This is a genomic window from Streptomyces scabichelini (assembly GCF_011045015.1).
GTDB lineage: Bacteria > Actinomycetota > Actinomycetes > Streptomycetales > Streptomycetaceae > Streptomyces > Streptomyces scabichelini.
The window spans coordinates 1-26,926 of the sequence record NZ_JAAKZY010000093.1 but is presented as its reverse complement, the minus strand read 5'-3'; the positions used below and the strand labels follow the sequence as shown (position 1 = coordinate 26,926).

Annotated in this window: 25 protein-coding genes and 2 pseudogenes; 13 read left to right on the top strand and 14 right to left on the bottom strand. The window is 69.6% G+C overall.

Annotated elements, in window-relative coordinates; translation table 11 throughout:
• Positions 1–288: 288 nt before the first annotated feature.
• The 9 genes from G5C60_RS26840 (at position 289) to pssA (ending at position 11,180) form a co-directional block, all read left to right on the top strand.
• The gene (locus G5C60_RS26840) at positions 289–2,094 is read left to right on the top strand and encodes a 3-hydroxyacyl-CoA dehydrogenase family protein (RefSeq protein ID WP_165263490.1); all 1,806 of its coding nucleotides are present in this window, start codon (positions 289–291) and stop codon (positions 2,092–2,094) included.
• Between the two features lie 142 nt (positions 2,095–2,236).
• Positions 2,237–3,046, top strand: coding sequence for a TetR family transcriptional regulator (locus G5C60_RS26835; protein WP_241267092.1), 810 nt, complete (start codon positions 2,237–2,239; stop codon positions 3,044–3,046).
• A 425-nt stretch (positions 3,047–3,471) separates the two neighbouring features.
• A complete protein-coding gene (ccrA, locus tag G5C60_RS26830) occupies positions 3,472–4,809 on the top strand; it encodes a crotonyl-CoA carboxylase/reductase (protein WP_165263488.1) in 1,338 nt (445 codons plus the stop codon).
• Positions 4,810–4,812: 3 nt separating this feature from the next.
• Positions 4,813–6,825 (top strand): protein meaA, encoded by a 2,013-nt coding sequence (locus G5C60_RS26825; protein WP_165263487.1) that lies wholly within the window; start codon positions 4,813–4,815, stop codon positions 6,823–6,825.
• Positions 6,822–7,787: an HpcH/HpaI aldolase/citrate lyase family protein gene (locus tag G5C60_RS26820; protein WP_165263486.1), complete on the top strand. Its 966-nt coding sequence runs from the start codon at positions 6,822–6,824 to the stop codon at positions 7,785–7,787. Before G5C60_RS26825 ends, G5C60_RS26820 begins: the two co-directional genes overlap by 4 nt.
• A 5-nt stretch (positions 7,788–7,792) precedes the next feature.
• Positions 7,793–8,305, top strand: coding sequence for a MaoC family dehydratase (locus G5C60_RS26815; protein WP_165263485.1), 513 nt, complete (start codon positions 7,793–7,795; stop codon positions 8,303–8,305).
• A gap of 2 nt (positions 8,306–8,307) precedes the next feature.
• Positions 8,308–9,513, top strand: coding sequence for an acyl-CoA dehydrogenase family protein (locus G5C60_RS26810; protein WP_165263484.1), 1,206 nt, complete (start codon positions 8,308–8,310; stop codon positions 9,511–9,513).
• Positions 9,514–9,682: 169 nt separating this feature from the next.
• Positions 9,683–10,339, top strand: a complete 657-nt coding sequence (locus tag G5C60_RS26805) for a phosphatidylserine decarboxylase (protein WP_165263483.1) — start codon at positions 9,683–9,685, stop codon at positions 10,337–10,339.
• A gap of 22 nt (positions 10,340–10,361) precedes the next feature.
• Positions 10,362–11,180 (top strand): CDP-diacylglycerol--serine O-phosphatidyltransferase, encoded by an 819-nt coding sequence (gene pssA / locus G5C60_RS26800; RefSeq protein WP_165263501.1) that lies wholly within the window; start codon positions 10,362–10,364, stop codon positions 11,178–11,180.
• Between the two features lie 76 nt (positions 11,181–11,256).
• Here pssA and G5C60_RS26795 read toward each other — a convergent pair whose 3' ends face one another.
• From G5C60_RS26795 to G5C60_RS26775, 5 genes are read right to left on the bottom strand one after another with little or no spacing between them, the layout of a single operon-like run.
• A complete protein-coding gene (locus tag G5C60_RS26795; RefSeq protein ID WP_165263482.1) occupies positions 11,257–12,525 on the bottom strand; it encodes an ABC transporter substrate-binding protein in 1,269 nt (422 codons plus the stop codon).
• A complete protein-coding gene (locus tag G5C60_RS26790; RefSeq protein WP_165263481.1) occupies positions 12,522–13,667 on the bottom strand; it encodes an ABC transporter permease subunit in 1,146 nt (381 codons plus the stop codon). Before G5C60_RS26790 ends, G5C60_RS26795 begins: the two co-directional genes overlap by 4 nt.
• Positions 13,660–14,550 carry an ABC transporter permease subunit gene (locus G5C60_RS26785; protein ID WP_165263480.1) on the bottom strand — a complete coding sequence of 297 codons (891 nt, stop codon included), beginning with the start codon at positions 14,548–14,550 and terminating at the stop codon, positions 13,660–13,662. The genes G5C60_RS26790 and G5C60_RS26785 overlap by 8 nt, the downstream gene beginning before the upstream one ends.
• A complete protein-coding gene (locus tag G5C60_RS26780) occupies positions 14,547–15,431 on the bottom strand; it encodes an ABC transporter ATP-binding protein (RefSeq protein ID WP_241267091.1) in 885 nt (294 codons plus the stop codon). Before G5C60_RS26780 ends, G5C60_RS26785 begins: the two co-directional genes overlap by 4 nt.
• A 9-nt stretch (positions 15,432–15,440) precedes the next feature.
• Positions 15,441–16,259, bottom strand: a complete 819-nt coding sequence (locus tag G5C60_RS26775) for an ABC transporter ATP-binding protein (RefSeq protein WP_165263479.1) — start codon at positions 16,257–16,259, stop codon at positions 15,441–15,443.
• A gap of 179 nt (positions 16,260–16,438) precedes the next feature.
• On the opposite strand from G5C60_RS26775, the gene G5C60_RS26770 reads away from it, so the two are divergent.
• Positions 16,439–17,629 carry an RsbRD N-terminal domain-containing protein gene (locus tag G5C60_RS26770; protein ID WP_165263478.1) on the top strand — a complete coding sequence of 397 codons (1,191 nt, stop codon included), beginning with the start codon at positions 16,439–16,441 and terminating at the stop codon, positions 17,627–17,629.
• 62 nt (positions 17,630–17,691) lie between these two features.
• On the opposite strand, the gene G5C60_RS26765 is transcribed toward G5C60_RS26770, so the two are convergent.
• Positions 17,692–18,858 (bottom strand): glycerate kinase, encoded by a 1,167-nt coding sequence (locus G5C60_RS26765; protein ID WP_165263477.1) that lies wholly within the window; start codon positions 18,856–18,858, stop codon positions 17,692–17,694.
• 133 nt (positions 18,859–18,991) lie between these two features.
• Positions 18,992–19,273: a hypothetical protein gene (locus tag G5C60_RS26760; RefSeq protein WP_165263476.1), complete on the bottom strand. Its 282-nt coding sequence runs from the start codon at positions 19,271–19,273 to the stop codon at positions 18,992–18,994.
• A gap of 127 nt (positions 19,274–19,400) precedes the next feature.
• Between G5C60_RS26760 and G5C60_RS26755 the strand changes: the two genes are divergently transcribed.
• Positions 19,401–20,468, top strand: a complete 1,068-nt coding sequence (locus tag G5C60_RS26755; RefSeq protein WP_165263475.1) for an ADP-ribosylglycohydrolase family protein — start codon at positions 19,401–19,403, stop codon at positions 20,466–20,468.
• A 50-nt stretch (positions 20,469–20,518) separates the two neighbouring features.
• Here G5C60_RS26755 and G5C60_RS53745 read toward each other — a convergent pair.
• A pseudogene (locus G5C60_RS53745) lies at positions 20,519–20,888 on the bottom strand (transposase); the annotation flags it as partial.
• 123 nt (positions 20,889–21,011) lie between these two features.
• On the opposite strand from G5C60_RS53745, the pseudogene G5C60_RS53740 reads away from it, so the two are divergent.
• Positions 21,012–21,157 (top strand): annotated as a pseudogene (locus tag G5C60_RS53740) (transposase); the annotation flags it as partial.
• Positions 21,158–21,290: 133 nt separating this feature from the next.
• Here the strand turns inward: G5C60_RS53740 and G5C60_RS54265 are convergent.
• Positions 21,291–21,524 (bottom strand): pentapeptide repeat-containing protein, encoded by a 234-nt coding sequence (locus G5C60_RS54265; protein WP_165263499.1) that lies wholly within the window; start codon positions 21,522–21,524, stop codon positions 21,291–21,293.
• Positions 21,525–21,671: 147 nt separating this feature from the next.
• On the opposite strand from G5C60_RS54265, the gene G5C60_RS26735 reads away from it, so the two are divergent.
• Positions 21,672–22,010: a hypothetical protein gene (locus G5C60_RS26735; RefSeq protein WP_165263474.1), complete on the top strand. Its 339-nt coding sequence runs from the start codon at positions 21,672–21,674 to the stop codon at positions 22,008–22,010.
• A gap of 64 nt (positions 22,011–22,074) precedes the next feature.
• Here G5C60_RS26735 and G5C60_RS26730 read toward each other — a convergent pair whose 3' ends face one another.
• The 5 genes from G5C60_RS26730 to G5C60_RS26710 all read right to left on the bottom strand — a co-directional run.
• Positions 22,075–23,673, bottom strand: a complete 1,599-nt coding sequence (locus tag G5C60_RS26730; protein ID WP_338145935.1) for a long-chain-fatty-acid--CoA ligase — start codon at positions 23,671–23,673, stop codon at positions 22,075–22,077.
• Between the two features lie 20 nt (positions 23,674–23,693).
• The gene (gene hcaB / locus G5C60_RS26725; RefSeq protein WP_053740133.1) at positions 23,694–24,530 is read right to left on the bottom strand and encodes a 3-(cis-5,6-dihydroxycyclohexa-1,3-dien-1-yl)propanoate dehydrogenase; all 837 of its coding nucleotides are present in this window, start codon (positions 24,528–24,530) and stop codon (positions 23,694–23,696) included.
• The gene (locus G5C60_RS26720) at positions 24,527–25,384 is read right to left on the bottom strand and encodes an alpha/beta fold hydrolase (protein WP_338145934.1); all 858 of its coding nucleotides are present in this window, start codon (positions 25,382–25,384) and stop codon (positions 24,527–24,529) included. The genes hcaB and G5C60_RS26720 overlap by 4 nt, the downstream gene beginning before the upstream one ends.
• A 29-nt stretch (positions 25,385–25,413) precedes the next feature.
• On the bottom strand, positions 25,414–25,989 hold the full coding sequence (locus G5C60_RS26715) for a 3-phenylpropionate/cinnamic acid dioxygenase subunit beta (protein WP_053740131.1): 576 nt from the start codon (positions 25,987–25,989) through the stop codon (positions 25,414–25,416).
• Between the two features lie 60 nt (positions 25,990–26,049).
• Positions 26,050–26,926 (bottom strand): NAD(P)/FAD-dependent oxidoreductase (locus G5C60_RS26710; protein WP_165263472.1); only part of this gene is annotated, 877 nt, incomplete at its 5' end.

Genomic DNA, 26,926 nt, shown 5'->3' with positions numbered 1-26,926 from the left:
TCGAGCGAGTTACCCACTCGCACACCCTCTTGCGGTGGCCTGGTGACGCAGCCGCCGTGAGTGTCGGTCGGTTCGGTACTTCGTGTACCGCAGTACGACATGGCTCCGGGACAGGGCCGGTCGATCTTTCACCGCCTCGCGGGCCTGCCTGTCTCGTCCGCGGACGGATACCGGGCGTGTGCGCTTCGTAGCCCGGCCCCGCCACACCCGCAGAACTTCCGCACTGTGTGCGCCTGTCGGCGTATCCGGATGCGTCCCTCAGTCGTCACTCATCCCTGGAGTCCCGTGATGGCCACTCCCCTGTCCGACACCTCTCCGTCCCCGCTCAAGACCGTCGCCGTGGTCGGCCTCGGCACGATGGGCACCGGCATAGCCGAGGTCCTGACCCGGGCCGGCCGCGAGGTCGTCGGCATCGACATCAGCGAGTCCGCCGCCGCCCAGGCCGTCACCGCGCTCGAGGCCTCCACCGCCCGTGCCGTGCGGCGCGAGCGTCTCACCGAGCGGGAGCGCGGCGACGTCCTCGCCCGCTTCCGCACCTCCACCGACCTGCGCGCGGCGGCCGACGCCGACCTGGTGATCGAGGTGGCCCCGGAGTCGTACGAGATCAAGCAGCAGATCTTCCGCGAGCTCGACGGCATCGTGCGCCCGGAGACGATCCTGGCCACCGGTACCAACGCCCTCTCAGTCACCCGCCTCGCCGCCGACTCGGCCCGTCCCGAGCGTGTCCTCGGGCTGCACTTCTTCAACCCGGCGCCCGCGATGAAGCTGGTCGAGGTCGTCTCGTCCGTGCTGACCTCGCCGGGCGCCGTCACCGCCGTCACGGACCTCGCCCTCGAACTCGGCAAGGAGCCCGTCGCCGTCGGCGACCGCCCCGGCTTCGTCGCCGACGGGCTGCTGTTCGGCTACCTCAACCAGGCGGCCGCGATGTACGAGGCGAAGTACGCGAGCCGCGAGGACATCGACGCCGCGATGAAGCTGGGCTGCGGACTGCCCATGGGCCCGCTCGAACTGCTCGACCTCATCGGCGTCGACACCGCGCGTACGGTCCTGGAAGCCATGTACGCCGCCTCGCACGACCGGCTGCACGCGCCCGCGCCCATTCTCAGGCAGCTCAGCGAGGCGGGCCTGACCGGTCGTAAGTCGGGCCGCGGCTTCTACACGTACGACGCTCCGGGCAGCGGGACCGTCGTGCGGGACGCGCTGACGCCGCTCTCTTCGGTCCCCGAAACCCCTGGCCGCTCCGTTCGCTCGGTGGGCGTCGCGGGCTCCGGCACCATGGCGTCCGGAATCGCAGAGGTCTTCGCGAAGGCCGGGTACGAGGTCGTGCTCGCCGCCCGCAGCGAGGAGAAGGCACAGTCCGCGAAGGCCCGTATCGGCAAGTCGCTTTCGCGCTCTGTCGACAAGGGACGGCTCAGCGCCGAGGCCGCCGCCGAGACCCTTGAGCGGATCACTCCGGCGGGTTCGTACGACGCCTTCGCCGACGTCGATCTGGCCCTGGAGGCCGTCGCCGAGGACCTGGAGATCAAGCAGCAGCTGTTCGCGGTGTTCGACAAGGTCTGCAAGCCGGGCGCGATCCTGGCCACCACGACCTCGTCGCTGCCCGTCGTCGCCTGCGCCCGCGCCACCTCGCGGCCGCAGGACGTGATCGGCATGCACTTCTTCAACCCGGCTCCGGCGATGAAACTGGTCGAGGTCGTCCGCACCGTCCTGACGGCGGACGACGTGCACACCACGGTCCGCGAGCTCTGCACGAAGATCAGGAAGCACCCGGTGGACTGCGGCGACCGGGCGGGCTTCATCGTGAACGCGCTGCTGTTCCCGTACCTGAACAACGCGGTCAAGATGGTCCAGGAGCACTACGCCTCGCTCGACGACATAGACGCCGCGATGAAACTCGGCGGGGGCTACCCGATGGGCCCCTTCGAGCTCCTGGACGTGGTCGGCCTCGATGTCTCGCTGGCCATCGAAAAGGTCCTGCACCGCGAGTTCCGCGATCCGGGTCTGGCCCCTGCGCCGCTCCTCGAGCACCTGGTGGCCGCGGGCTGCCTCGGCCGGAAGACCGGCCGAGGCTTCCGCGAATATGCACGGCGCTGAGCGGCGGCCCGGCGACTGGTTCACGGACCGCGCGGACTGGGGCGGACTGCTCGACCCGGCCGAGGCCCCTCCCCCCGCTGCCGACGGGGGGAGACCCGGCGGTCTTGAGCGCCCCGCTGCGCAGATGCAGTACGTTCGGGGCATGTCCCAGCCCGTCAGGTCCTCCCGTACACCAGCTACGCCCGACGCACCGGAAAGTGCCGCAGGCAGTCGCGCCGCCGCGCAGCGGCTCAAGATGCGCCGAGAACTGGCGGCCGCGGCAATGGAACTGTTCGCGACCAAGGGCTACGAAGCGACGACCGTCGACGAGATCGCCGCCGCGGCCGGAGTCGCCCGGCGCACCTTCTTCCGGCACTTCCGCTCCAAGGAAGAGGCGATCTTTCCCGATCACGACGACACGTTGGTCCGGGCCGAGGCGGTGCTGAACGCCGCGCCGGCGCACGAGCATCCGCTCGACACGGTGTGCCGCGGCATCAAGGAAGTCATGAAGATGTACGCGGCCCGGCCGGAGATCTCGGTGTCGCGGTACAAGCTGACGCGTGAGGTGCCGACGCTGCGGGAGGCGGAGATCGCGTCCGTGGCGCGGTACGAGCGGCTGTTCACGCGGTATCTGCTGGGGCACTTCGACGAGCACGCGCACGACGACGACGCGAACGACGATCCGCTGCTCGCGGAGGTCGCCGCGTCGGCCGTGGTCACGGCGCACAACCACGTACTGCGGCGGTGGCTGCGGGCCGGCGGGCAGGGCGATGTGGAGGCGCAGCTGGACCACGCGTTCGCCATAGTCCGCAAGACCTTCGGCACGGGGATCGGGGTGGGGCGTGAGACCGCGCCTCGCTCGGCGCCGGCCTCGGTCGCGTCACAGGGCGAGGTCCTGGTGACGGTGGCCCGCACGGACGCCCCGCTCGACGAGGTCATGCGGACCATCGAAGAGGCACTGCGGGAACGCTGAGCCCCGCTGCTCCGCTGCCCGCTGTCTCGCTGCTCCGGTGAGAACGGCCACCCGATCGGGTGGCCGTTTTGGCACGTCAGAGCACCTTTGCGAAGCCAATCGATCGATCATCGCTCATTTGTTACGTAAAGATTTCACCTGAGAGCAATTTCTGGCACTCCGTGCCTTGCCCGATGACACGGCGTGCCATACCTTGAAAGTGTCCGGGCGGCCGGCGTGCAGAGCACATTCGTACGCCGGCTGTCCCCGCAAGCCTCCCCAGGCGAGCGCGCCCGGACGCCTGCGTCACAGGCAACCTTCCGCGCCACAAAGCGCTGCCGAGCACCACCCTCGCCGAACCGACGGCACGCCTCACACCAGCAGCAACCACCCCGACGTAACCCTCAAGCGCTCCCCCGAGCGCTCGCTTCGCCGGAGGCAACACCGTGAAGGAAATCCTGGACGCGATTCAGTCGCAGTCAGCCACGTCCGCCGACTTCGCCGCTCTGCCGCTCCCCGAGTCGTACCGCGCGATCACCGTGCACAAGGACGAGACCGAGATGTTCGCGGACCTCACCACCCGCGACAAGGACCCCCGCAAGTCGATCCACCTGGACGACGTGCCGGTGCCGGAACTCGGCCCGGGCGAGGCCCTGGTGGCTGTCATGGCCTCCTCGGTCAACTACAACTCGGTGTGGACCTCGATCTTCGAGCCGCTGCCGACCTTCGGCTTCCTGGAGCGGTACGGCAAGCTCTCCGAGCTCACCAAGCGCCACGACCTGCCGTACCACATCATCGGCTCCGACCTCGCGGGCGTCGTCCTGCGCACCGGTCCCGGCGTGAACGCCTGGCACCCCGGTGACGAGGTCGTCGCGCACTGTCTGTCGGTCGAGCTGGAGTCGTCCGACGGCCACAACGACACGATGCTCGACCCCGAGCAGCGCATCTGGGGCTTCGAGACCAACTTCGGCGGCCTGGCGGAGATCGCACTCGTCAAGTCCAACCAGCTGATGCCGAAGCCCGACCACCTGAGCTGGGAGGAGGCGGCCGCTCCGGGACTGGTCAACTCCACCGCCTACCGGCAGCTGGTGTCCCGCAACGGCGCCGACATGAAGCAGGGCGACAACGTCCTCATCTGGGGCGCGAGCGGTGGACTCGGCTCGTACGCCACGCAGTTCGCGCTCGCGGGCGGCGCCAACCCCATCTGCGTCGTGTCCTCGCCCCAGAAGGCGGAGATCTGCCGCTCGATGGGCGCCGAGGCGATCATCGACCGCACCGCCGAGGACTACAAGTTCTGGAAGGACGAGCACCACCAGGACCCGCGCGAGTGGAAGCGCTTCGGCAAGCGCATCCGTGAACTGACGGGTGGTGAAGACGTCGACATCGTCTTCGAGCACCCGGGCCGCGAGACCTTCGGGGCCTCCGTCTACGTCACGCGCAAGGGCGGCACGATCGTCACCTGTGCCTCCACCTCGGGCTACAACCACGAGTACGACAACCGCTACCTGTGGATGTCCCTGAAGCGCATCATCGGCTCACACTTCGCCAACTACCGCGAGGCCTGGGAGGCCAACCGGCTCATCGCGAAGGGCAAGATCCACCCGACGCTCTCCAAGGTGTACGCGCTGGAGGAGACCGGGCAGGCCGCGTACGACGTGCACCGCAACCTCCATCAGGGCAAGGTGGGCGTACTCGCCCTCGCGCCCCGCGAGGGCCTGGGCGTGCGCGACGAGGAGAAGCGCGCCCGCCACGTCGACGCCATCAACCGCTTCCGGAACGTGTGACAGATGACCGAGCGTAAGAAAGACCGGCCTTGGCTCATGCGGACGTACGCCGGTCACTCCACGGCCGAGGCGTCCAACGAGCTGTACCGGCGCAACCTCGCCAAGGGCCAGACGGGTCTGTCGGTCGCGTTCGACCTGCCGACGCAGACCGGCTACGACCCCGACCACATCCTCGCCCGCGGCGAGGTCGGCCGGGTCGGTGTCCCGGTCTCGCACGTAGGTGACATGCGCCGGCTGTTCCAGGACATCCCCCTGGAGCAGATGAACACCTCGATGACCATCAACGCCACCGCCATGTGGCTGCTGGCGCTCTACCAGGTCGTTGCCGAGGAGCATGGCGCGGAGATCACCGAGCTCCAGGGGACGACGCAGAACGACATCGTGAAGGAGTACCTGTCGCGGGGCACGCATGTCTTCCCGCCGGTGCCTTCGCTCCGTCTGACGACGGACATGATCTGCTACACGGTCAACAACATCCCCAAGTGGAACCCGATCAACATCTGCAGCTACCACCTGCAGGAGGCGGGGGCCACTCCGGTCCAGGAGATCGCGTACGCGATGTCCACCGCGATCGCCGTACTCGACGCGGTGTTCGCATCCGGTCAGATCGCCGAGGACCGCAAGGGCGACGTCGTCGCGCGCATCTCCTTCTTCGTGAACGCGGGCGTCCGCTTCATCGAGGAGATGTGCAAGATGCGGGCGTTCGGCCGCATCTGGGACAGGATCACGCGCGAGCGGTACGGGATCGAGAACCCGAAGCACCGGCGTTTCCGGTATGGCGTCCAGGTCAACTCCCTCGGGCTGACCGAGGCCCAGCCGGAGAACAACATCCAGCGGATCGTGCTCGAGATGCTGGCCGTGACCCTCTCGAAGGACGCACGCGCGCGTGCCGTGCAACTGCCTGCCTGGAACGAGGCGTTGGGCCTGCCCCGTCCCTGGGACCAGCAGTGGTCCCTGCGCATGCAGCAGGTGCTCGCGTACGAGAGCGACCTGCTGGAGTACGAGGACATCTTCGAGGGCTCGCACGTCGTCGAGGCCAAGGTGGCCACCCTCGTCGAGGAGTCGCTCGCCGAGATCGACCGCATCCAGGAGATGGGCGGCGCGATGGCGGCCGTCGAGTCGGGCTACCTGAAGTCGCAGCTCGTCGCCTCGCACGCCGAGCGCAGGGCTCGTATCGAGTCCGGTCAAGAGAAGATCGTCGGCGTCAACATCTACGAGACGACCGAGCCGAACCCCTTGACGGCCGACCTGGACACGGCGATCCACACGGCCGACCCGACGGTCGAGGAACGTGTCGTACGGGCCCTGAGGGAGTGGCGCGACGCGCGCGACCAGCCGCGTGCGGAAACGGCGCTGGAGCGGCTGAAAGAAGCGGCGGGCAGGACCGACAACCTCATGGAGGCCACTCTCGAGTGCGCCCGTGCGGGGGTCACCACCGGCGAGTGGGCCGGAGCCCTGCGCGAGGTGTTCGGCGAGTTCCGCGCACCCACCGGAGTCTCGTCGGCGCCGGTCGCGGTGGCGGCCGAGGAGGGCACCGCGCTCGCGCTCGTACGCCGCCAGGTGGACCTGACCGCCCGCGACCTCGGTGTCGGCAAGCTCCGCTTCCTGGTCGGCAAGCCGGGCCTCGACGGGCACTCCAACGGCGCCGAGCAGATCGCGGTGCGGGCCCGGGACGCCGGCTTCGAAGTCGTCTACCAGGGCATCCGGCTCACGCCCGAGGAGATCGTGGACGCGGCCCTCGCGGAGGACGTGCACGCGGTCGGCCTGTCCATCCTGTCCGGCTCGCACGCGCAGCTGGTGCCCGACGTCCTCGAACGGCTGCGTGTGGCCGGAGCCACAGACATCCCGGTGATCGCCGGTGGGATCATCCCTAATGGCGACGCCGAGCAGCTCAGGGCCGCGGGTGTGGCCGCGGTCTTCACCCCGAAGGACTTCGACATCACCGGAATCATCGGCCGCATCGTCGACGAGATCCGCATCGCGAACAAGCTCGACCCCCTGGAGGTCCCCGCATGACCAGCCCAGTCAACCGTCTCCGTCCGCGGCGCTCCTGCCTGGCCGTGCCCGGCTCGAACCCGCGCTTCCTGGAGAAGGCCCAGGGCCTCCCCGCCGACCAGGTCTTCCTCGACCTGGAGGACGCGTGCGCGCCGCTCGCCAAGCCCGAGGCACGGCACACCATCGTGAAGTTCCTCAACGAGGGCGACTGGACGGGCAAGACGCGGGTCGTGCGGGTCAACGACTGGACGACGGAGTGGACGTACCGCGATGTCGTCACGGTCGTCGAGGGCGCGGGGCCGAACCTGGACTGCATCATGCTGCCGAAGGTCCAGGACGCCCAGCAGGTGGTGGCGCTTGACCTGCTGCTGACGCAGATCGAGAAGACGATGGGCTTCGAGGTCGGCAAGATCGGTATTGAGGCACAGATCGAGAACGCCCAGGGCCTCAACAACGTCAACGAGATCGCCCAGGCGTCGCCCCGCGTCGAGACGATCATCTTCGGCCCGGCCGACTTCATGGCATCGATCAACATGAAGTCGCTGGTCGTGGGCGAGCAGCCGCCCGGCTACCCGGCCGACGCCTACCACTACATCCTGATGAAGATCCTGATGGCCGCCCGCGCCAACAACCTCCAGGCGATCGACGGCCCCTACCTGCAGATCCGCAACGTCGACGGCTACCGCGAGGTCGCCCAGCGCGCCGCCGCCCTCGGCTTCGACGGCAAGTGGGTGCTGCACCCGGGCCAGGTCGAGGCCTCCAACGAGATCTTCTCGCCGTCCCAGGAGGACTTCGACCACGCCGAGCTGATCCTGGACGCGTACGAGTACTACACGTCCGAGGCGGGCGGCAAGAAGGGCTCCGCGATGATCGGCGACGAGATGATCGACGAGGCCAGCCGCAAGATGGCGCTCGTGATCAGCGGCAAGGGCCGGGCCGCCGGCATGACCCGTACCTCCAAGTTCGAAGCTCCGGAGGCCTGAGCACCATGCAGTTCGGACGCACCTACGAGGAGTTCGAGGTCGGCGCGGTCTACAAGCACTGGCCGGGAAAGACGGTCACGGAGTACGACGACCACCTCTTCTGCCTCCTGACGATGAACCACCACCCGCTCCACATGGACACCAACTATGCGGAGAAGACGACGGACTTCGGGAAGAACGTCGTCGTGGGGAACTACATCTATTCGCTGCTGCTCGGCATGTCCGTGCCGGACGTGTCCGGAAAGGCGATCGCCAACCTGGAAATCGAGTCGCTCAAGCACGTGGCGCCGACCTTCCACGGCGACACGATCTACGGCGAGACGACGGTCCTCGACAAGACGCCCTCCAAGTCCAAGTCGGACCGCGGAATCGTGTACGTCGAGACCAAGGGCTACAAGCAGGACGGCACGCTGGTCTGCGTGTTCCGCCGCAAGGTGATGGTTCCCACCGAGACGTACATCAAGGAGCGCGGCGGCGAGCAGCCCGGCCGGCCCCAGCTGAAGGAGCAGGAGAAGTAGCCATGGCGCGACTCGCCCAGACCGCCGGTCTGACCGACATCCAGCAGGAGATCCTGGCCACCGTCCGGGACTTCGTGGACAAGGAGATCATCCCGGTCGCGACCGAGCTGGAGCACCGCGACGAGTACCCGCAGCAGATCGTCGACGGCCTCAAGGAGTTGGGCCTCTTCGGGCTGATGATCCCCGAGGAGTACGGGGGTCTGGGCGAATCGCTCCTCACGTACGCACTGTGCGTGGAGGAACTCTCGCGCGGCTGGATGTCGGTCTCCGGCATCATCAACACCCACTTCATTGTGGCGTACATGCTCAAGCAGCACGGCACGCAGGAGCAGAAGGACTACTTCCTGCCGAAGATGGCGCTCGGCGAGATCCGCGGCGCGTTCTCCATGTCCGAGCCGGGACTCGGCTCGGACGTTTCGGCGATCACGTCGAAGGCGGTCAAGGACGGCGACGAGTACGTCCTGAACGGCCAGAAGATGTGGCTGACCAACGGCGGTACGTCGACGCTGGTGGCCGTTCTCGTGAAGAGTGACGAAGGACACCCGGAGGGCACCGCGCCCCACAAGTCGATGACGACCTTCCTGATCGAGAAGGAGCCCGGCTTCGGTGAGGTCCAGCCCGGCCTGACCATCCCGGGGAAGATCGACAAGATGGGCTACAAGGGTGTCGACACCACCGAGCTCATCATGGCCGACCTGCGAATTCCGGCCAATCGCGTACTTGGTGGCGTTACGGGCCGAGGCTTTTACCAAATGATGGACGGGGTCGAAGTCGGCCGCGTGAATGTGGCGGCGCGTGGCTGTGGCGTCGCTCAGCGTGCATTCGAGCTCGGTGTCTCGTATGCCCAGCAGCGTCACACTTTCGGCAAGCCGATCGCCCAGCATCAGGCCATCCAGTTCAAGCTGGCGGAGATGGCCACCAAGGTCGAGGCCGCCCATGCGATGATGGTGAATGCAGCACGCAAAAAGGACTCAGGAGAGCGAAACGACCTCGAGGCAGGGATGGCGAAGTACCTCGCCTCCGAATACTGCAAGGAAGTCGTGGAGGACGCGTTCCGGATCCATGGCGGCTACGGCTTCTCGAAGGAGTACGAGATCGAGCGCCTCTACCGCGAGGCACCGATGCTGCTGATCGGCGAAGGTACCGCCGAGATCCAGAAAATGATCATCGGGCGCCGGCTGCTCGAAGAGTATCGATTCCAGGGATAGATACGCTGATTGGGGTGTTTTCCTCGAGAAGAAGATCACACCCCGTCATCGCTCTTCGGCGGCCGACTCGGCTCCTGGCTTGCCCAGTTGTGGCCCGCGACCGGTACGATCCCGGGAAAGCCGCCGTCCCCCTCCTGCAGCGCGGCATCATCCGCTACGAAGGTCATCCATGCCCCACAGCCAAACCTCTGCACCTCGCGTCAGCGTCCTCGGTGGACGCCTCGCGCGCGGAGCATCGCCGTGGCTTCTCCCGACCGTTGCCACCGCAGCACTCAGCCTGGCCCGTGCGCGCCGCTCCGGCGCCGCCAAGGCCGTGGCCGTACCCGCCACCGCACTCGCGGCGGGCATGCTGTGGTTCTTCCGCGACCCCGAGCGCGAGATCGCCCCGGGCCGGGTCATCTCACCCGCCGACGGTGTGGTGCAGAGCATCATGCCGTGGAAGGACGGCCGCACCCGCGTCGCGATCTTCATGAGCCCGTTGAACGTGCATGTGAACCGCGCCCCGCTCTCCGGCTCGGTGACGTCGGTCGAGCACATCCCCGGCGGCTTCGTTCCGGCGTTCAACAAGGAGAGCGAGAACAACGAGCGCGTCGTCTGGCACTTCGACACCGAGCTCGGCGACATCGAGATGATCCAGATCGCCGGCGCGGTCGCGCGACGCATCGTGCCGTACGTCCCGCAGGGCACCAAGGTCGAGCAGGGGGACCGGATCGGTCTGATCCGCTTCGGCTCGCGCGTCGACATCTACCTCCCCGAGGGCGTCGAGGTCGCGGTCGAGGTCGGTCAGAAGACCGTGGCTGGGGTGACTCGCATTGACCGTGATTGATCCGGAGACTCAGACCGGCTGGGTGCCGGAGGCCGACGACGTGGACGACGCGGAGGAGATGCCGCTGTCACTCCGCCTCTCGATAGCGGACACGCTGACGCTCGGCAACGCCACCTGTGGCTTCATGGCGGTGTACTTCACCACCACCGGCATCCTGATCCCGCACCTCACGGGCAGCCAGGAGTCGGGTATGGCCCGCAACAGCGCGGCCACGGCCGTGATCCTGATGCTGTGCGCGGCGGTCTTCGACCTCTTCGACGGCCTGGTGGCCCGCAAGCTGCGCTCCTCCCCCATGGGCGCGGAGCTGGACAACCTCTCGGACCTGATCAGCTTCGGTCTGGCACCCGCGTACTTCGTCCTCGTCTACGGCATGGTCGCGGACGACGCACAGCAGCGAGTGGCGGCGGTGGGGGCCATCGTGGTCCTGCTGGCGGTCGTGCTGCGGCTCGCCAGATTCTCGTGCGTGACGGTGAAGGACGGCACGTTCCAGGGCATGCCGTCGCCGTTCGGCGCACTGACCGTCGTGTCCATCGTGTTGCTCGAGCTGCCCTTCGTCGCCACGCTCATGGCGATTCTCGGTACCGCCTGGCTGATGGTGAGCCGGGTCGAGTACCCGAAGCCGCGCGGTCGCCTCGCGGTGGCGATGCTGTCCTGGATCGTGCTCAGCATGGCCCTGCTGACGTCCTGGGCCTTCGACGCCCCCGGCGGCCAGCTGCTCCTCCAGACCGGTTGTGCGCTACAGCTGGTCACGGGCGCGGTGATCCCCCTCTTCGCGACGGCGCGGAGGGTGAACAACTTCCGCGACAACAGGCGTGAGGCGCGGGCGGCACAGTTGCCTTGAATACGTTGATGAGTTGATGAAGGGCCCCGAACCTGTGCGGTTCGGGGCCCTTCATCATGTCCGGATCATGTCTGGGTCATGCCTTCGGCGCGTACGCCTCCGCCACCTCGGAAGCCGTCGCGTCCCGTACGACCTTCATGCCGCCTGTCACGCTCTTGTCCGGCTGGAGGATGACGCTCTGCTTGGAGGACGGGGCGTTCGGATCGGTGAAGTTCTGGGGGATGCCGAAGCCCGTGTCGAGGGAGTCGATCGTCAGAAGGGCCTTGTCGACGCCCTCGCGGGTGAGGTCCTTGCTCGCGCAGGCCTTCTTCAGGGCCTCTCCGAAGGCGTAGACGGCCGTCCAGCCCGCGACGACGCCGTTGTCGAGCGCGTCCTTCGGGTAGGCGGCCTTGTAGTCGGCCACCAGCTTCTTGGCCCCAGGGGTGTCCGCGCCGATGGGCAGCGAGGGGTTGGCCACGTAGTAGTTCTTCATCAGGGCCGGGCCCGCCTGGGTGGCGAGGAGCTGCGGGGCGAAGGCCGAGTTGTTGCCGATGACCGGGACGTCGAAGCCGCCGGCCGCGGCGACGCCGACGAGTGAGGCCGCCTGCCGCGGGCCCGCACTGATCACGACGGCCTTGACCCCGGCCTTCTTCAGGGCGGCGACCTGCGCGGTCATGTCGTTGTCGGTCGGCTTGATCTTCTGCTCGACGACGGTGAGCCCGGACTCCTTCGCCATGTGCTTCGAGCCGACCAGCGCGCTCTCTCCGTAGTCGCCCTCGAAGTAGACGTGCCCGATCTTGTCGCCCTTCTTGATGCCCTTCTCCTTCATCAGGAAGTCGACGGCGTTGATCGTCTCGATGTCGTACGTGGATCCGATCACCCTGATGTACGGGCTGCCCAGCAGCGAGGCCGACCACGCCTGCGGCAGGACGAGGCCCTTGTCCTGCCCGTCGATGCGCTGCTTGACCGCGGCGACGAAGGGCGAGCCGATGAACTGGGTGAAGCCGAGCACGTTCGGCTCCAGCTCCGTGTACCCGGCGACGGCCTTCTGCGGGTCGTAGCCGTGGTCGCGGACGCTGAGCTCGACCTTGTAGCCGCAGACGCCGCCGTCGGCGTTCAGCTGCTTCACATAGAGCTGCTGGGCCTGGGTGACGCTCTTGCCGAGGGTGGCGTAGACGCCGGTCATGTCGGTGAGGACGCCGAGCTTGATGGTCTTGCCGGAGATGCCCTCACCGGTCTTCACCCCTCCGGCGGCCGCGTCACCGTCCTTGCCGTTGTCGTCCTCCGCCTTGGAGCTGCATCCGGCCAGCACGAGCAGCGCCGCGAGCGCGCCTGCGGCCGCCCTGGCCGCGTATGTCGTCCTCATCGTTCCTCCCCTGGATCCCCTGAATGGGTCCGTGCACGGCGCCCGGCGGCCACCCTGACCAGGCCGCCGGGCAGGAAGAGCACCACCGCGACAACGGCGGCGCCGTAGAGGTACCGGGATGCCTCACCCGGTGCAATGCCGCCCGTACCGGGGGCGGAGACCAGGGGCAGCGCATCGCTGTAGCGGGTCAGCAGCTGCGGCAGCAGCGACACGAACGCGGCTCCGAGCACCGCCCCCGACACCGAGCCGAGCCCGCCGATGACGATCATGGCGAGGTATTCGAGCGACAGCGTGATGCCGAAGTAGTCCGGCACGGTCCGCTGGAAGACCAGGGCGAGCAGGACGCCCGCGAGTCCCGCGTACATCGAGGACAGGACGAAGACGGCGGCCCGGTAGCGGGCGACGGGCACGCCGATGACCCCGGCGGCGATGCGGTGGTCGCGGATCGCGTTCATGGCCCGTCCCGGGCGCCCGCGCAGCACCCCGCGGGCGAACAGCCCGCAGCCGAGGAGCAGCACGAGTCCCGCGTACCAGAGCTTCTCCGCCGACCCGAAGGGCACGTTGGCGACGACGAGTTCACTGTCGTCGAAGGTGAGACCGAACAGGCTCAGGGGCGGTACGTCACGGCCGTTGAAGCCGCCCGTGAGGTCGCGGGCGTTGAACAGCACGTGCTGGCCGATGAAGATCAGCGCGAGCGTCGCGATGCCGAGGTAGGCGCCGCGCAGCCGTCCCGCGATGGGGCTGAACAGTCCGCCCGCCACCCCGGCGACCAGCACGGCGAGCACGGCCGCGAGCCAGGTCGGCAGCCCGAGGCCGGTCAGCCCGGCGCTCCCCTCCGCGTTCCCGTCCGCGGCGAACACGCAGTAGCCGTAGGCGCCGACCGCGAGGAAGAAGGCGTGGCCCATGGAGAGCTGGCCGGTGGAGCCGGTGAGGAGGTTGAGCCCGATCGCGCCGATCGCGGCGGCCATCGCGAACAGCCCGGCCTGGAGCCAGAAGCGCTCCAGGTAGAACGGGAGGGCGAGCAGGAGGACGGCACAGGCCGTCCAGACGTACGTACGGCTGCGGGTGAGCCAGACGGGCCGGCGGCGGGTGGGCCGCGGCGTGCTGTTCGCCTCGCCGGACGGGGCCAGGACCTCAGACACGGGCGAGCTCCTTCGTGCCGAACAGCCCGGCGGGCCGGATGAGCAGGATCGCGGTCATGACGAGATAGGGGGCCAGATCGCCAAGACCCCGTCCCAGGAAGGTCAGATCGCTCTGGTAGCCGGTGGCCAGGGACTCGGTGACGCCCACCAGCAGACCGCCGACGAGCGCGCCGGTGGTGGAGTCCAGGCCGCCGAGGATGGCGGCGGGGAAGGCCTTGAGGGCAGCGAGCGAGGTGGCCCGCTCCAGGCCCGGCGTCGGGAAGACGGTCAGGAAGAGAGCCGCGACGGCCGCCAGGCCGCCCGCCACGGCCCAGGCGCCGAGCGACACGCGGCCAAGCCGTACGCCCATCAGTGCCGCCGTCTCCGCGCTTTCGGCGGCCGCGCGCATCGCGACACCCCAGGAGGTGTACCGGAAGGCGAGCAGGAAGGCGGTGATGAGCAGGGCGGCGGCCACGAAGGCGGCGATGCGCGTGTGGGCGAGCGAGATCGGCCCGACCGTGAGGACGGCGTCACCCCAGGGATCGCCGAGCGTCAGGACGTCTGTCCCGATCCGGCGGGTCAGTTCGGTGGTGAGCAGGATGTCGACGCCGATCGTGACGATGGCGAGGACACTGTGGTCGGCGCCCCGGTAGCGGCGCATCACCAGGTACTCCACGGCCGCCCCGACCAGTGCGGCGCCCGCGATCCCGGTGAGCAGCGCGGGCCAGAAGCCGATGTCGTCGTGCAGGGTCGCGGTGACGTACCCGCCCGCCAGCAGCAGTGACGCGTGCGCGAAGTTGACGACCTCGGTGGCCCGGAAGATGACCACGAAGCCGAGGGCGATGAGTGCGTAGACGGAGCCCATCGAGATGCCGTTGAGGAGGAGTTCGGCGAAGGTGCTCACTGCTCCACCCCCTCTTCGCCGGCTGCCTCTCCGAGGTAGGCGCGTACGACCGCAGGGTCGTTCTGTACGTCACCGGGGGCGCCGTCCGCGATCAGGCGCCCGAAGTCGAGTACGGTCACCGCGTCCGCGAGCCGCATCACCACCCCCATGTCGTGTTCCACCAGGACGATCGAGATGCCGAGGCTGTCGCGCACCCCCGCGATCACGGCGGAGGTCCGGCGCCGTTCGTCGGCGGTCATGCCCGCGACCGGCTCGTCCAGGAGCAGCAGCCGGGGTTCCATGCACAGGGCGCGGGCGAGTTCGGCGAGCTTGCGCTGCCCGTACGGGAGGGAGCCGGCGGGGCGGCCGAGGTAGGGCGCGAGGCCCACGAACTCGGCGATCTCCCGGACGCGTGCCCGGTGGCGGCGCTCCTCGCGGGCGGCCGAGGGGAGCCCGAGGCCCGCGGCGAGGAAGCCGGTGCGGGTCAGCCGGTGGCGGCCGAGCAGCAGGCTGTCCTCGACTGTGGCGAGAGGCGGCAGGGCGAGGTTCTGGAAGATGCGGGCGATGCCCAGATCGGCGATGCGGTGCGGAGGCATGCCGGTCAGTTCGTGCTCGCCGAAGCGGACGCTGCCCCCGGTGGCGCGGTAGACGCCGGACAGCACGTTGAAGCAGGTGGACTTGCCGGCGCCGTTGGGGCCGATGAGGGCGTGGACGGTGCCGGGGCGCACCGTGAAGTTCACGGCGTCGAGGGCGGTCAGCCCGGCGAAGCGGACGGTCAGCTCCCGCACGTGGAGCGGGGGGACGCCGGGTGCGGGGTCGGCAGGCGCCGTGTCCGGGGGGTTCCTGCGGACGGGTGTCTGGTCTGCGGGGGTCGTGCCGTCGGGCGTCTCGTCACCGGGCATCAGTCGTCGTCACCCCTTCCACCGGGGCAGTGACGGCAGGGTGGCCGTGGCCTGCGAGGCGTCGGCCGCCGCGTCCTCGTCGACCACGCCGAGGTAGCGGCGGCGCACCTCGTCCGAGGCTGCCAGCTCCTGGGCCGGGCCGGAGAGCGTCACCTCGCCGACCTCCAGGACGTACGCGTGGGAGGCGAGGCGCAGCGCGAGCGCGGCGTTCTGTTCGACGAGCAGGACCGAGGTGCCCTGAGTGTTGATCTCCCGCACGGTGTCGGCGATCCGGGCGGCCATCATGGGCGCGAGGCCGAGCGAGGGCTCGTCGAGGAGCAGCACCCTGGGAGTGGCCATCAGGGCCCGTCCGACCGCGAGCATCTGCTGTTCGCCGCCCGACAGAAGCCCGGCACGCTGCTGGGCGCGCTCGGCAAGGACGGGGAACAGTTCGTGGACGCGGCGCAGGGCGGCGGCCCGTTCCGCGCGGCCTCCGGTGGCGCCGAGCGCTCCGGCGCGCAGATTGTCGGCGACGGTCATCCGGGCGAACACCCGCCGCCCCTCCGGGATCTGGGACACCCCGGCGGCGACCACGCGGTCCGGCGGCAGTCCGTCGAGCCGGCGGCCGCCGAGGCTCACCGTTCCGCCGGTGACCGCGCCGCCGTGGAAGGACAGGGTGCGGCTCACCGCCCGCAGCAGCGTCGACTTGCCCGCGCCGTTGCCGCCGAGCACGGTGACCACGGCTGACTCCGGCACCTCGAGCGACACCTGACGCAGCGCGCTGACGGGGCCGTACCCGACCGACAGGTCCCGTACGACGAGATCGGCGCCGCCCAGGGGATTCGCCATCGCATTCCTCTCTCCTCGCCCGGTGTGGCGCTCACGACAGCACCGGGCGGGACGCCCGTCCACGGGGCGCGGCCGAAACGCTGCGGGTGACCAGCGGGCACGGCCGCGCGTTGTGCGCCGGCACAACACCGCGTGTCAGGGGCCTGTGCGGGGCGGTGCTCCGGTGACATCCTCCGGCCATGGGAGCGCGCAGAAGGCGTACCGGGCACGACTGGAAGCTGCTCGCCGAGTCCTGTACGGCGCTGCTGGAACGGGTGCCGGAGCTCGTGGACGAGCACATGCGGCAGCTTGCCGAGCACTCCCCCGTCTACGGCCAGTTCCTGCCGTACGACCAGCAGTGGCGGGAGGCGGAGGAGGCGATGCGGATCGGCATCGAGACGATGGCCGCGCCCCGGGACTCGCCGCGCCGTGACCTGGAGTACGCCGAGGATGCGGGGCGGCGGCGGGCCCAGCAGGGGCTGCCGCTGGAACTCCTCGTGCACGCGTACCGCAACGCGGGCTATCTGGTGTGGGACGCGTTGATGGAGGGCCCGGCCGTCCAGGAGCCCCAGCGGCTCGCGGCGCTCACGCGTTCCGCGACGATGGTGTGGTCCGCGATCGACGCGCAGGCGGCGGTGGCGTCCGAGGCGTACCGGGCGACCGAGATGGAGCTGCGGCGACGGACCGACGAGCAGCTTCAGGCGCTGCTCGACGCGCTCCTGGAGGGGCAGGAGGCACCGGGACTCGCGGCGCGGGCGGCCGCGGGACTCGATCTGCCGGAGCGGGGGCCGTACGTCGTGGTGGTGCTGCGTTCCGAGCGGCGGGAGTCGTTTCGGCGGCCCCTTCAGGGCGACGGGTTCCGGTTCGTCTGGCGGATGCGGGCGGACTGTGAGGTCGGGGTGGTGGCTCTTGCCGACGGGCAGGGACTCGACGGGGTCACCCGGGCGCTCGACGGCCGCTGTTCGGGGCCCGGCGGGATCAGCCCCGTCGTGTCGGGTCTCGCCGAGCTCGGCCGGGCCCGGCGGCTCGCCGAACTCGCCCTGCGCACCTGTCCGCCGGACGCCACCGGTGTCGTCCGCCTCGACCAGCGGATGCCGACGGCTCTCGTGGTGAGTCAGCCGGAGCTGGCGGGGCGGCTGGTCTCCGACGTGTTCGGCTCACTCCTGGAGCTCGAGCCGTGCGACCGGGCGGTGCTGCTGGAGACGCTGGACGTCTGGCTGTCCTGCGAGGGCTCGGCCGGCCGGGCAGCGGGTCGCCTCTACTGCCACCGCAACACGGTCTTCAACCGGTTGCGGCGGCTCGAGCAGCTGACGTCACGGTCGCTGGCGCGGCCCCGGGACCTGATCGAGATGACGCTGGCGCTGGACGCGTACCGCTTGTCGGGGCGTTGACGCGTATCGGTTGTCGCGGCGGTGAGGGCCACCGGCACGGCGGCGCAGGCCGCGGAGTCGCCTCAGGTCAGGAAGTCCCGCCCGATGCGCTCCGCCACGTCCTCCAGGATCGGACCCGCCTCGGCGATGCACCGTGCCACATCGGGCTCCACCGCCGTCAGGGCGTACGCCCGGCGGATGCCCGCCCGGCCGAGGGCCTCCGGAGGGAGGGCGAGACGGCCGCAGACCGCGATGACCTCCTTGTCCGCGGCGCGAGCGGCGGCGGCGACCCCGGCGGGAGCCTTGCCGTGCAGGGTCTGCTCGTCGAGGGAGCCCTCACCGGTGATGACGAGGGTGGCGCGTTCCAGTGCGGCCGCGAAGCCGAGGACGTCGAGCATGACCTCGATCCCGGGCCGGAAGCTCGCGCCGAGGCCGACGAGAGCCCCGTATCCGATACCGCCGGCGGCACCCGCACCGGGCGCCACGGCGTACTCCGCGGCCTTGGGCCCGATCGCCTTCTCCAGGACCGCGGAGAAATGCGTGAGGGAAGCGTCCAGGGCCAGCACATCGTCGGGAGAGGCCCCCTTCTGCGGGCCGTACACCGCCGCCGCGCCCTTCGGCCCGGTCAGCGGATTGTCCACGTCACTTGCGAGGACGACGTCGACCGAGGCGAGACGGGGGTCGAGTCCGGACAGATCGGCCGTGGAGAGTTCATGCAGAGGTCCGCCACCAGGGGCAAGCGGCTCCCCGTTCTCGTCGAGGAAGCGGGCCCCGAGCGCGGCCAGCATCCCGGCGCCGCCGTCCGTCGTGGCGCTGCCACCCACACCGAAGACGATCGTGCGCGCCCCGGCGTCCAGAGCGGCCCGCAGCAGTTCGCCGGAGCCGTACGTGGACGACGTGAGCGGAGCGAGGACGCCGACGGGCAGCCGCTGCAAGCCGCTGGCCTCGGCCATCTCCACGACGGCCGTGTCGCCGCGCAGCGCGTACGCGGCGGTGACCTCGTCCCCGAGCGGCCCGGCGACCCGTACCTCACGCCGCTCGAACCCGGCCGCGACCGCCGCGTCGACCGTGCCGTCCCCGCCGTCGGCCACCGGCAGCGCCTCGACCTCCACACGCGGCGCGACCCGGTGCAGCCCGGCCGTGACCCGCTGCGCGACCTCCACGGCCGTGAGCGAGCCCTTGAACTTGTCCGCGGCGATGAGCACCCGCTGGGTACGACCCCGGGTCCGGTTCACTGCAGCGTCCGCCACCTGATATTCCCCTTGTTCTCCGGGCCTTGCACATGTCAAGGCAGTCGCGCCGCTGTGACCCTAACCGGCGGAGGGGGCCGCTGCCCAGGGCGAATCCCGCATCCCGGGCAGCAGCCGCTCCTCCTCGAGTTGCTCAGTCGGCGTCGGCGACCCGGGAGTCGTACATCTGGTGCGTCAGGGTGCCGCTGCCCCCGAACGGCACGCTGATGTGCTCCAGCACGTCCTCCAGGGTGTCGTTGTCCCCCATCCGGACCTTGCCGATGTCCCCGGTCCTGACCAGCGGATCGGCGGGCGCGGCGTGGGCGGGGGCCACCGCGGTGGCGGACAGGGCGGCGACGGCGCCGACGACCGCCAGGACGGTCGTACGGCCGACGGCCGTACGGCTCTTCGGCTGAACAGAACGCGTGGAACGCACGGAAAGCACGGAACGCATGGGACTCCCAACCCGCAATACGAATAAAACCCGACGACACTCTCATGTGGCTCGGGGCGGGATGGGCATAAACCAGGCAGGACGGGCAGGAATTCGGTACACCGGACGTATGACCCCTGTCGGTGTTGACGTCGCGGACCGCGTTCTCGGGGGCTGGCTGGGCCGGATCGCGGGCAACATGCTCGGCAAACCGGTCGAGCAGGGCGACCACTGGACGCGGGACCGCATCGACCGCTATCTGCGGCAGGCCGCCGCCCTGCCCCTCACCGACTACATGCCGGAGCCCGCAGGGCCGAGCGAGGAGTTCGTTCTGCGGCCCGAGTGGCGCGAATGCGTACGCGGCCGGATCCACGGCAGCAGCCGGGACGACGACGTGGACTACGCGATCCTCGGCCTCGACCTCCTGGAGACGCACGGCTTCGGCTTCAGTACGGAGCAGGTCGGCGACCTGTGGCTGCTGCGGCTGCCGTATCTGCAGACGTTCACGGCGGAGCGTGCCGCGTACCGGAACCTCGCCAACGGGCTGAAACCGCCCCTGACCGCGACGTACGACAACCCCTACCAGGAGTGGATCGGCGCCCTCATCCGCGCCGACATCTACGGCTGGACCAGCCCGGGCGACCCGCGCCGCGCGGCCTCCCTCGCGCGCCGCGACGCCGTCCTGTCGCACACCGGCAACGGCGTTTGCGGGGCAATGTGGGCGGCGGCGCTGATCTCGGCGGCGTTCACGGTCGACACCGTGCGGCAGGCCGTGGACCAGGCGCTCGCCGTGATCCCCGCGAGCAGCCGGCTCGCCCGGACCGTACGGCGGGTGGTCTCCCTCCATGACACCCGGATGACCTGGGAGGACACCCTGACGACGGTCGCGGAGGAGACTGCGGGGCTCGGCTGGATCCACACGATCCCCAACGCGGCCGTCCTGACCGCGGGGCTGCTGTACGGCGACGGCGACTTCACCCGTTCCATCACGCTGACGGTCCGGGGCGGCCTGGACACCGACTCCAACGGAGCGACGGCGGGCTCGGTGGCAGGGGTGCTCACCGGCGCGGACGCGATCCCGGACCAGTGGAAGGACCCGCTGGAGGACAGGGTGCGCAGCGCCGTGTTCGGGTTCGACGGGGTGCACATCAGCGAACTGGCGGAGCGGACGGTGCGGTTGGTGGGGGCGGAGGGCTGAGAGGGCGTCTTCTTCCGTTGTTTCATCCCGGATTGCCGGATTGGGGCGGTTCACGTGCCGCGCCAGCTCGGGGTGGATTCGGCTGTGAGGCGACGGGTCATGAGGTTGATCATCGCGAGTGGACCATGGCTTCGGAGCGATGCGGTTTGGCTTCGTAGTCGCGGGCCAGGCGACGGTGGCTCATCAGGTGGGATCGCGGCGGACGATGTGCATGTCGATGCCGAGGGTCGCGGCGTGCTCGACGAGGTGCTGGCGGTAGCCGCCGTCGACCCAGGTCTTGCGGACGGTGGGATGCTCGGCGGCCACCTTCTCGATGAGGGCCTGGCCGGCGACGGAGTCCTGCACGCTCGCGGCCGTGACCAGCACCGCCAGCAGCAAGCCGACGGTGTCGACGACAATGCTCCGCTTGCGGCCCACGATCTAATGGGCGGTAGCTGAGGTCGCTGATGGCGCCTCCTCGGCGCCGGCCGCAGGCGTCAGCACAACGTCTGCCGACGATCCGGGCCTTGAGCCCTCAAAGAAGACTGACGTGTGCTGACGCTCGCAGTCGGCGTCGACACTCTCGGCCTATTACTACTGGTCATGGTGACCGCCGCCAGCGTCTCGGACAACGAGGCCGGCATACAGCTCCTCACCCGCGTCACCGACCACCCCACCATCAGCAAGGCATGGTCGACACCGGCTACAAGTAGAAGGCGATCGAGCACGGCGCCGCCCTAGGCATCGACGTCGACATCGTCCCTGCCCGCGCAGGGCCGGGACCGCAGGGGTTACCCGGACTGACTGCAAGGGTTCCAAAAAATTGCCGCCGTGGGGACTGCCTTAGGGCACTGGTACCGGTGGCACCTCTAGGTCCGCCCCACTGTTGCCCGCCCCTTGAATACGCCACTTGCCGCCCCCGATCGGCACACAGCGCCGCCGCATGCTCTCACCAAGGACATCGGGCCAACGCGTTCGCTCTGACCAAACGACCTCGGTCAGGTCCGCGTGGCTCAGGTTCGTGCCGACCAAGTCCGCGTGGCTCAAATTCGCGTCGGCCAGGTCCGCGCCGGGCAGATTCGCGCGGGCCGAGTTCGCGCGGTCAGGTACGCGCCGGGCAGGTCAGCGCCGGCGCTGCCGCCGCGCTCGCCGTTGGGCCGCCGCCGATCACGTACCCGGTAGGTGACCCAGGTCCGTATCGGTGCGTGTGACCCATTCGGGTTCGTGGACCAGAAGGCTCAGCTGCCGGCCCTGGAGGTCGACGTCGACGACGAACCGGAAGCCGACCGCCTCCGCGTGTTGCTGGGCGACGCGGTCTCCCTCCCCCACCGCGTACACCACCCGGCGACAGCGTGGATCAGCTACTCGAACGGCTTCCAGCAGTGTTCGCAGAAGGGCAGGTACCGTCTGTGCGCGCTGATCCGACTCCAGGACGAGTTCCACGTCATGGGCCGCGACGGGATAGGCGTCCCGGAGCCGGCCGGCCGCGCAGCGCTCCACGCGGACGAGGACGTCGGTGTCGCGCCGGCGCAGGCGCAACGTGCCCGTAAGGCGGCTCCATGACTCCCTCGTCGTCTGCCATGTGCCTTCGACGTCCAACTGTGGGAGCGCGGGGATCGAGAGCACGTCAGCCGTCCCTTCCGGCCAGGTGTCGGACGTGGGCCTTGTCGAGCTTGCCGGAGGCATTTCTGGGGACGGCGGGCACGATCGTCAGCCGTCTCGGCAGCTTGTAGCGGGCCAGGCGTCCGGCTGCCCAGGCGTGCACAGCCTCCAGTGTGATCTCCGAGGCCTCCTCCACGCTCACCACCGCCGCCACGGTTTCCCCCCATTGGTCGTCGGGCACTCCGACGACGGCGACGTCGACCACACCGGGCATGGCGGACAGGACGCGCTCGACCTCGGCGGGGTAGACGTTCTCGCCGCCGCTGATGATCATGTCCTTGAGGCGGTCGACGATGTAGAGGTAGCCGTCCTCGTCGAGGTAGCCGATGTCGCCCGAGTGGAACCAGCCGTCCTCGTCGAAGGCCGCCTGGTTCGCCTCGGGGTTGTTCCAGTAGCCGGCGGTGACGTTCGGGCCGCGGACGACGATCTCCCCGCTCTCCCCCGCCTTGACCGGCAGGCCGGTCGCCGCGTCGACGACGCGGACTTCAGTGAAGGGCATGGGTATACCGGCGGAACCCGTTTTCTCCAGGGTGCGTTCGGCCGGCAGGTGGGTGGCGAAAGGAGCGGTCTCGGTCAGTCCCCATGCCTGCTGGAGCAGGATGCCGTGCTGGGCGTAGAGCTCGATCAGGGAAGGCGGCACCGGCGCTCCCGCGACCACGACGGACCGCAGTCGGCTGAGGTCCGCCTGGAAGACGCCGTGAACGCGGGCCAGCGCTGAGAACATCTGGGCCACCCCGAATATGGAGTTCACCTGGTGGGTGACGAGGTCGTCGAGACACGTCTGTGGCTCGAAGCCCCGCCGGATCACCACCGTGCCGCCGCGCACGAGGGTGCGCATCACGAAGCTGTTCAGGGCACCGATGTGGAACAGCGGGGCCGCGGCATACGTGACGTCGCCGCGCCGGGTGTCCAGGCGCAGCTCCACGTTCACTGAGTTCCACCAGATGTTTCCGTGGGTCAGGACGACGCCCTTGGGCGTGCCGGTGGTTCCGGAGGTGAACATGAGGATCGCGGGATCGTTGGCGCCCTTGGCCGGGACACCGGCGGCCGGCTGGGCCGCCCCGAGCAGTGGCGCCCAGGGCTCCCATCCCGGCGCCCCCGTCGTCGGGGCTTCCGGGTCGTCGTCCACGAGAAGGAAGCGGGCGAGGCTCGTCCGGCCGCGTACCTTGTCGACGCTCTGCCGGTGCCCCTGCTCGCAGATCAGAGCCGTGGCTCCGCTGCCGTCGAGCACAGCCTCCAGCTCCGCTTCGGCGAGCCGGAAGTTGACCGGCACGAAGACGGCGCCGAGCCGGAACGCGGCCAGCATCGTCACCAGGAAGGAGCTGCTGTTGAGACCGAGGTAGGCGACCCGGTCGCCGTCCGCGACGCCGCCGTCGGCGAGGACTCCGGCCAGGCGGGCAGCCTTGTCGTCAAGTTCGGCGTAGGTGAGGTCACCCCCGGGGTAGCGGATGACGACGGTGTCACCGTGGTAGCGGGCGTTGCGTTCGACCGCGGCGGCAGGGTTCAGGTCGACCCGCAGGCCGGAGTTGGCCGGGTGCGGGGTCACGGCTGAGAGCGTGGTCACGAGCGGCTCCTCGTTGAGCTTCAGAGATGGTCGCCGCCGGCGGCGGTCGCGAACCCGCGTACGCCGATGCCGCCGTCGACGGTGATCGCGTGCCCGGTGATCGGGCCGCTTTGGGCACGGGAGGCGAGCAGCACGTACGGCCCGGTGAAGTCGCGGGGGTCGGTGCTGCAGTCGTGCAGGGGGATGGGCGGCGGCGGGGAGCCCGGTGCCTTCTTCGCGAACGACGCCGAGATCGAGCGGTCGGCGAGCGCCAGCGCTGAGGGGCCGCGCAGGTCGGTGTTCATGCCACCGCAGGCGACACCGTTGACACGGACCTTGGGGGCCAGCTCGTAGGCGAGCTCGCGCATCAGGCCGAGGCAGGCGTGCTTGCTGGCGGTATAGAGCGGGCCGCCTCCGTTCACGTAGAAGGAGGCGTTGGACAACGTCATCACAATACTGCCGCGGGTCTTCACCAGCTCGCGCCAGGCGGCCTCGGCGGCCAGGAGGTAGCCCTTGACGTTGACGGAGAAGATCTCGTCGAAGGCCGTGTGCAGTTCCCCGCCGGTGAGACGGGTGAGCTGTCGCTGGTAGTCCCAGACGCCCGCGTTGGTGACGAGTGTGTCGAGTTTGCCGAAGCGTTCGACGGTCTGCTCGACGGCGGCGTGCATGGCCTCGCTGTCGCGGACGTCGGCCGTGACAGTGTGGATCCGCTCCGGGTCGGCGGCCTGGCGTACGACGTCGTCGAGCCGGTCCTTGTCCCGGCCGAGGATCGTGACGGAGGCGCCCTCGGCGAGGAAGCGTTCGGCGACCGCGCGGCCGATGCCGGAGCCGCCGCCGGTGATCAGCGCCGCGTACCCGTCCAGCCAGCCGCCACTCATGATCGCTCCGTGAGGAAGCCGGTGATCAGTTCCTCGAACTCGCGCTGCCGCTCCATCTGTACCCAGTGGCCGCAGCGGCCGAAGACGTGCAGTTGTACGTCGCGGATGTGCTTGAGCAGGAGCTGGGCGCCGTCGAGGGTGATGGTGCGGTCGTCGCGGCCCCACAGCAGCAGCGTGGGCGCCTTGATCCTGTGCAGGTCGCGCCAGAGCGGGTCCATGCCGCCGCGCTTGGCGAACGCGGCGTTGTAGTGGTGGTAGAAGGCGCTGTGGCTCTCGTCCAGGGAGGCCTCGTAGCGGGCGCGGACAACGTCCTCGCCGAACTGCCTGTGGTCGAAGACCATGGTGCGGATGAACGCGGCCATCTTCTTCTCGCTGGGCCCGCCGCCATTGTAGTAGCGGAACATCTCCTTCTGGCCCTCGGTGGGCGTGGGGCCGAAGGGCAGCCAGCCCCCGCCGGGCGCCATGAGGACGAGCCCGGTCACCCGCTCGGGGCGCTGCTGGGCCATGGCGATGGCGGCGGCCCCGCCCAGGCTGTTGCCCAACAGGTGGAAGGTGTCGATGCCGAGCGAGTTGAGTGCCTGGTACAACGCGTCGACCGTGATCTCGGTGATCGACCGCTTCTCCAGGTCCTCTTCGGTGGGCCGGTAGCTGCCGCCGAAGCCCGGCTGGTCCGGCAGGACCACACGGAAGTTCCGGGCCAGGGCCTGAAGGTTCTGGTGATAGTTGCTGACGCCGGAGGCGCCGGGCCCGCCGCCGTGCAGCATCACCAGCACGGGGCCTTCACCGGTTTCGGCCACGGTGATCTCACCGAGGGTGGTGGGAACGCGGTGGTGCCTGAGGTCGAGGTCGGTCACGAGGTGTCCCATCAAAGTGGAGCGGCGGCTCAGAAGAACGTCGAGATGTTCTTCGCCAGCAGGATGTTCTGGTCGAGGAGGATGGTTCGGCGGGCGACCTGGAGGCGGCCGCCTGCGGTACGGCGCAGAAGGTCGGTCCGGGAACCGGCGAAGACGTTCTCCTCGCGCTCCAGGCGGTTGCGGTAGACCAGGAACGCCGATTGTGCCCACAGATCGTTCTCGCCGACCCCGTCGTGTTCGGCGGGGTCGGCGTGCCGGACCATCACGTTGGTCACCAGGTGGCGGGTGCGCGAGGGCGGGTCCTCGGCCCAGGCCATGCCGGAGTCGAAGCGGCGGATGCGCCAGGCGAGGCTGTCCTTGGTCTCGTCGTAGAAGGCCGCCTCGCCACGTGCCGCGACGGACAGGGACTGCTGGCGGCGCAGGCGGTTGGTGCGCGTGGGCATCCAGTAGTCGAGGTCGTCGGCGAGCAGGTCGAGCCAGTCGGTGTAGCGGCCGGCGTCGAGGAGGTCGGCTTCCTCGTAGTAGAACTGCTCGACCTCGAAGTGGGTGTCGCGGTCGGCGCGGGCGCCAACTTGCGACCGGGTCGGCTCAGTGGTTGTGCTCACGGTGTCATTCGATCCCTTCTCGGACCGGGGGCGGTACGCGCCGTGCCGCTGTGCGGCACATCAGCCGCGGAGCAGCGCGCGCAGGTTCACGGACGGGTCGGCCAGCCGGGCGGCGTCCACGGGGAGGCGGCGGTCGATCATGCGCTGTGCCGCCCGTACGGCCTGCGGGTCGTCCACCGACGCAGCAGCGACCACGTGCCCGTCACGCAGGCCGAAGACCGAGAAGCTGGGATTGTCGAAGGAGCCGCGTACGACCCTCTCGGCGGCCTCGTGCATGTGACCGACACTCTCGAGGTGGCAGCCATGCCGGTCGGACCAGAACCACGGTGCGGTGGGCGCCGGCGGCTCGGCACCGAGAAGGGTGGCCGCCGCGCGGGCCCCGTCCTGCTGGGCCGCCTCCCAGTGCTCGGTGCGTGGCAGGAGGACGCCGTCCAGGCTGGTGCGCGCGGGGTCGCCGACCGCGAGCACGTGCGGGTTGGAAGTGACCTGGTCGGGGCCGACGACGATGCCGCGATCCACCTCCAGCCCTCCTGCGCGGGCGAGTTCGGTGTGCGGCACCATGCCGACGCCAAGCAGCACCGCGTCGAAGAGCCGGGGCTCGGCCGCTCCGGCGAAACGGGCTTCGATGCCGTCGGCGTGGTCGGTGAAGGACTCCACGGTGGCCTGTGCAGTAGCCACGTCGTGGCGGGCGTGCTGCGCGTGCAGCCAGTTGGCCAGCTCCGGGCCGACCGCGGTGGACAGCGGCGCGGCCACGGGGTCCACCAGCAACACCTCGCAGCCGAGCTGTACGGCGGTGGAGGCGGTCTCGGCTCCGATCAGGCCGGCGCCGACGACCAGCAGACGGGCGCCGGGCACGAGTGCCTTGCGCAGCCGGTCGGCGTCGTCGGCGGTGCGCAGCACGTGGACGCGAGTGCTGCCCGCGCCGGGGATGGGCGGG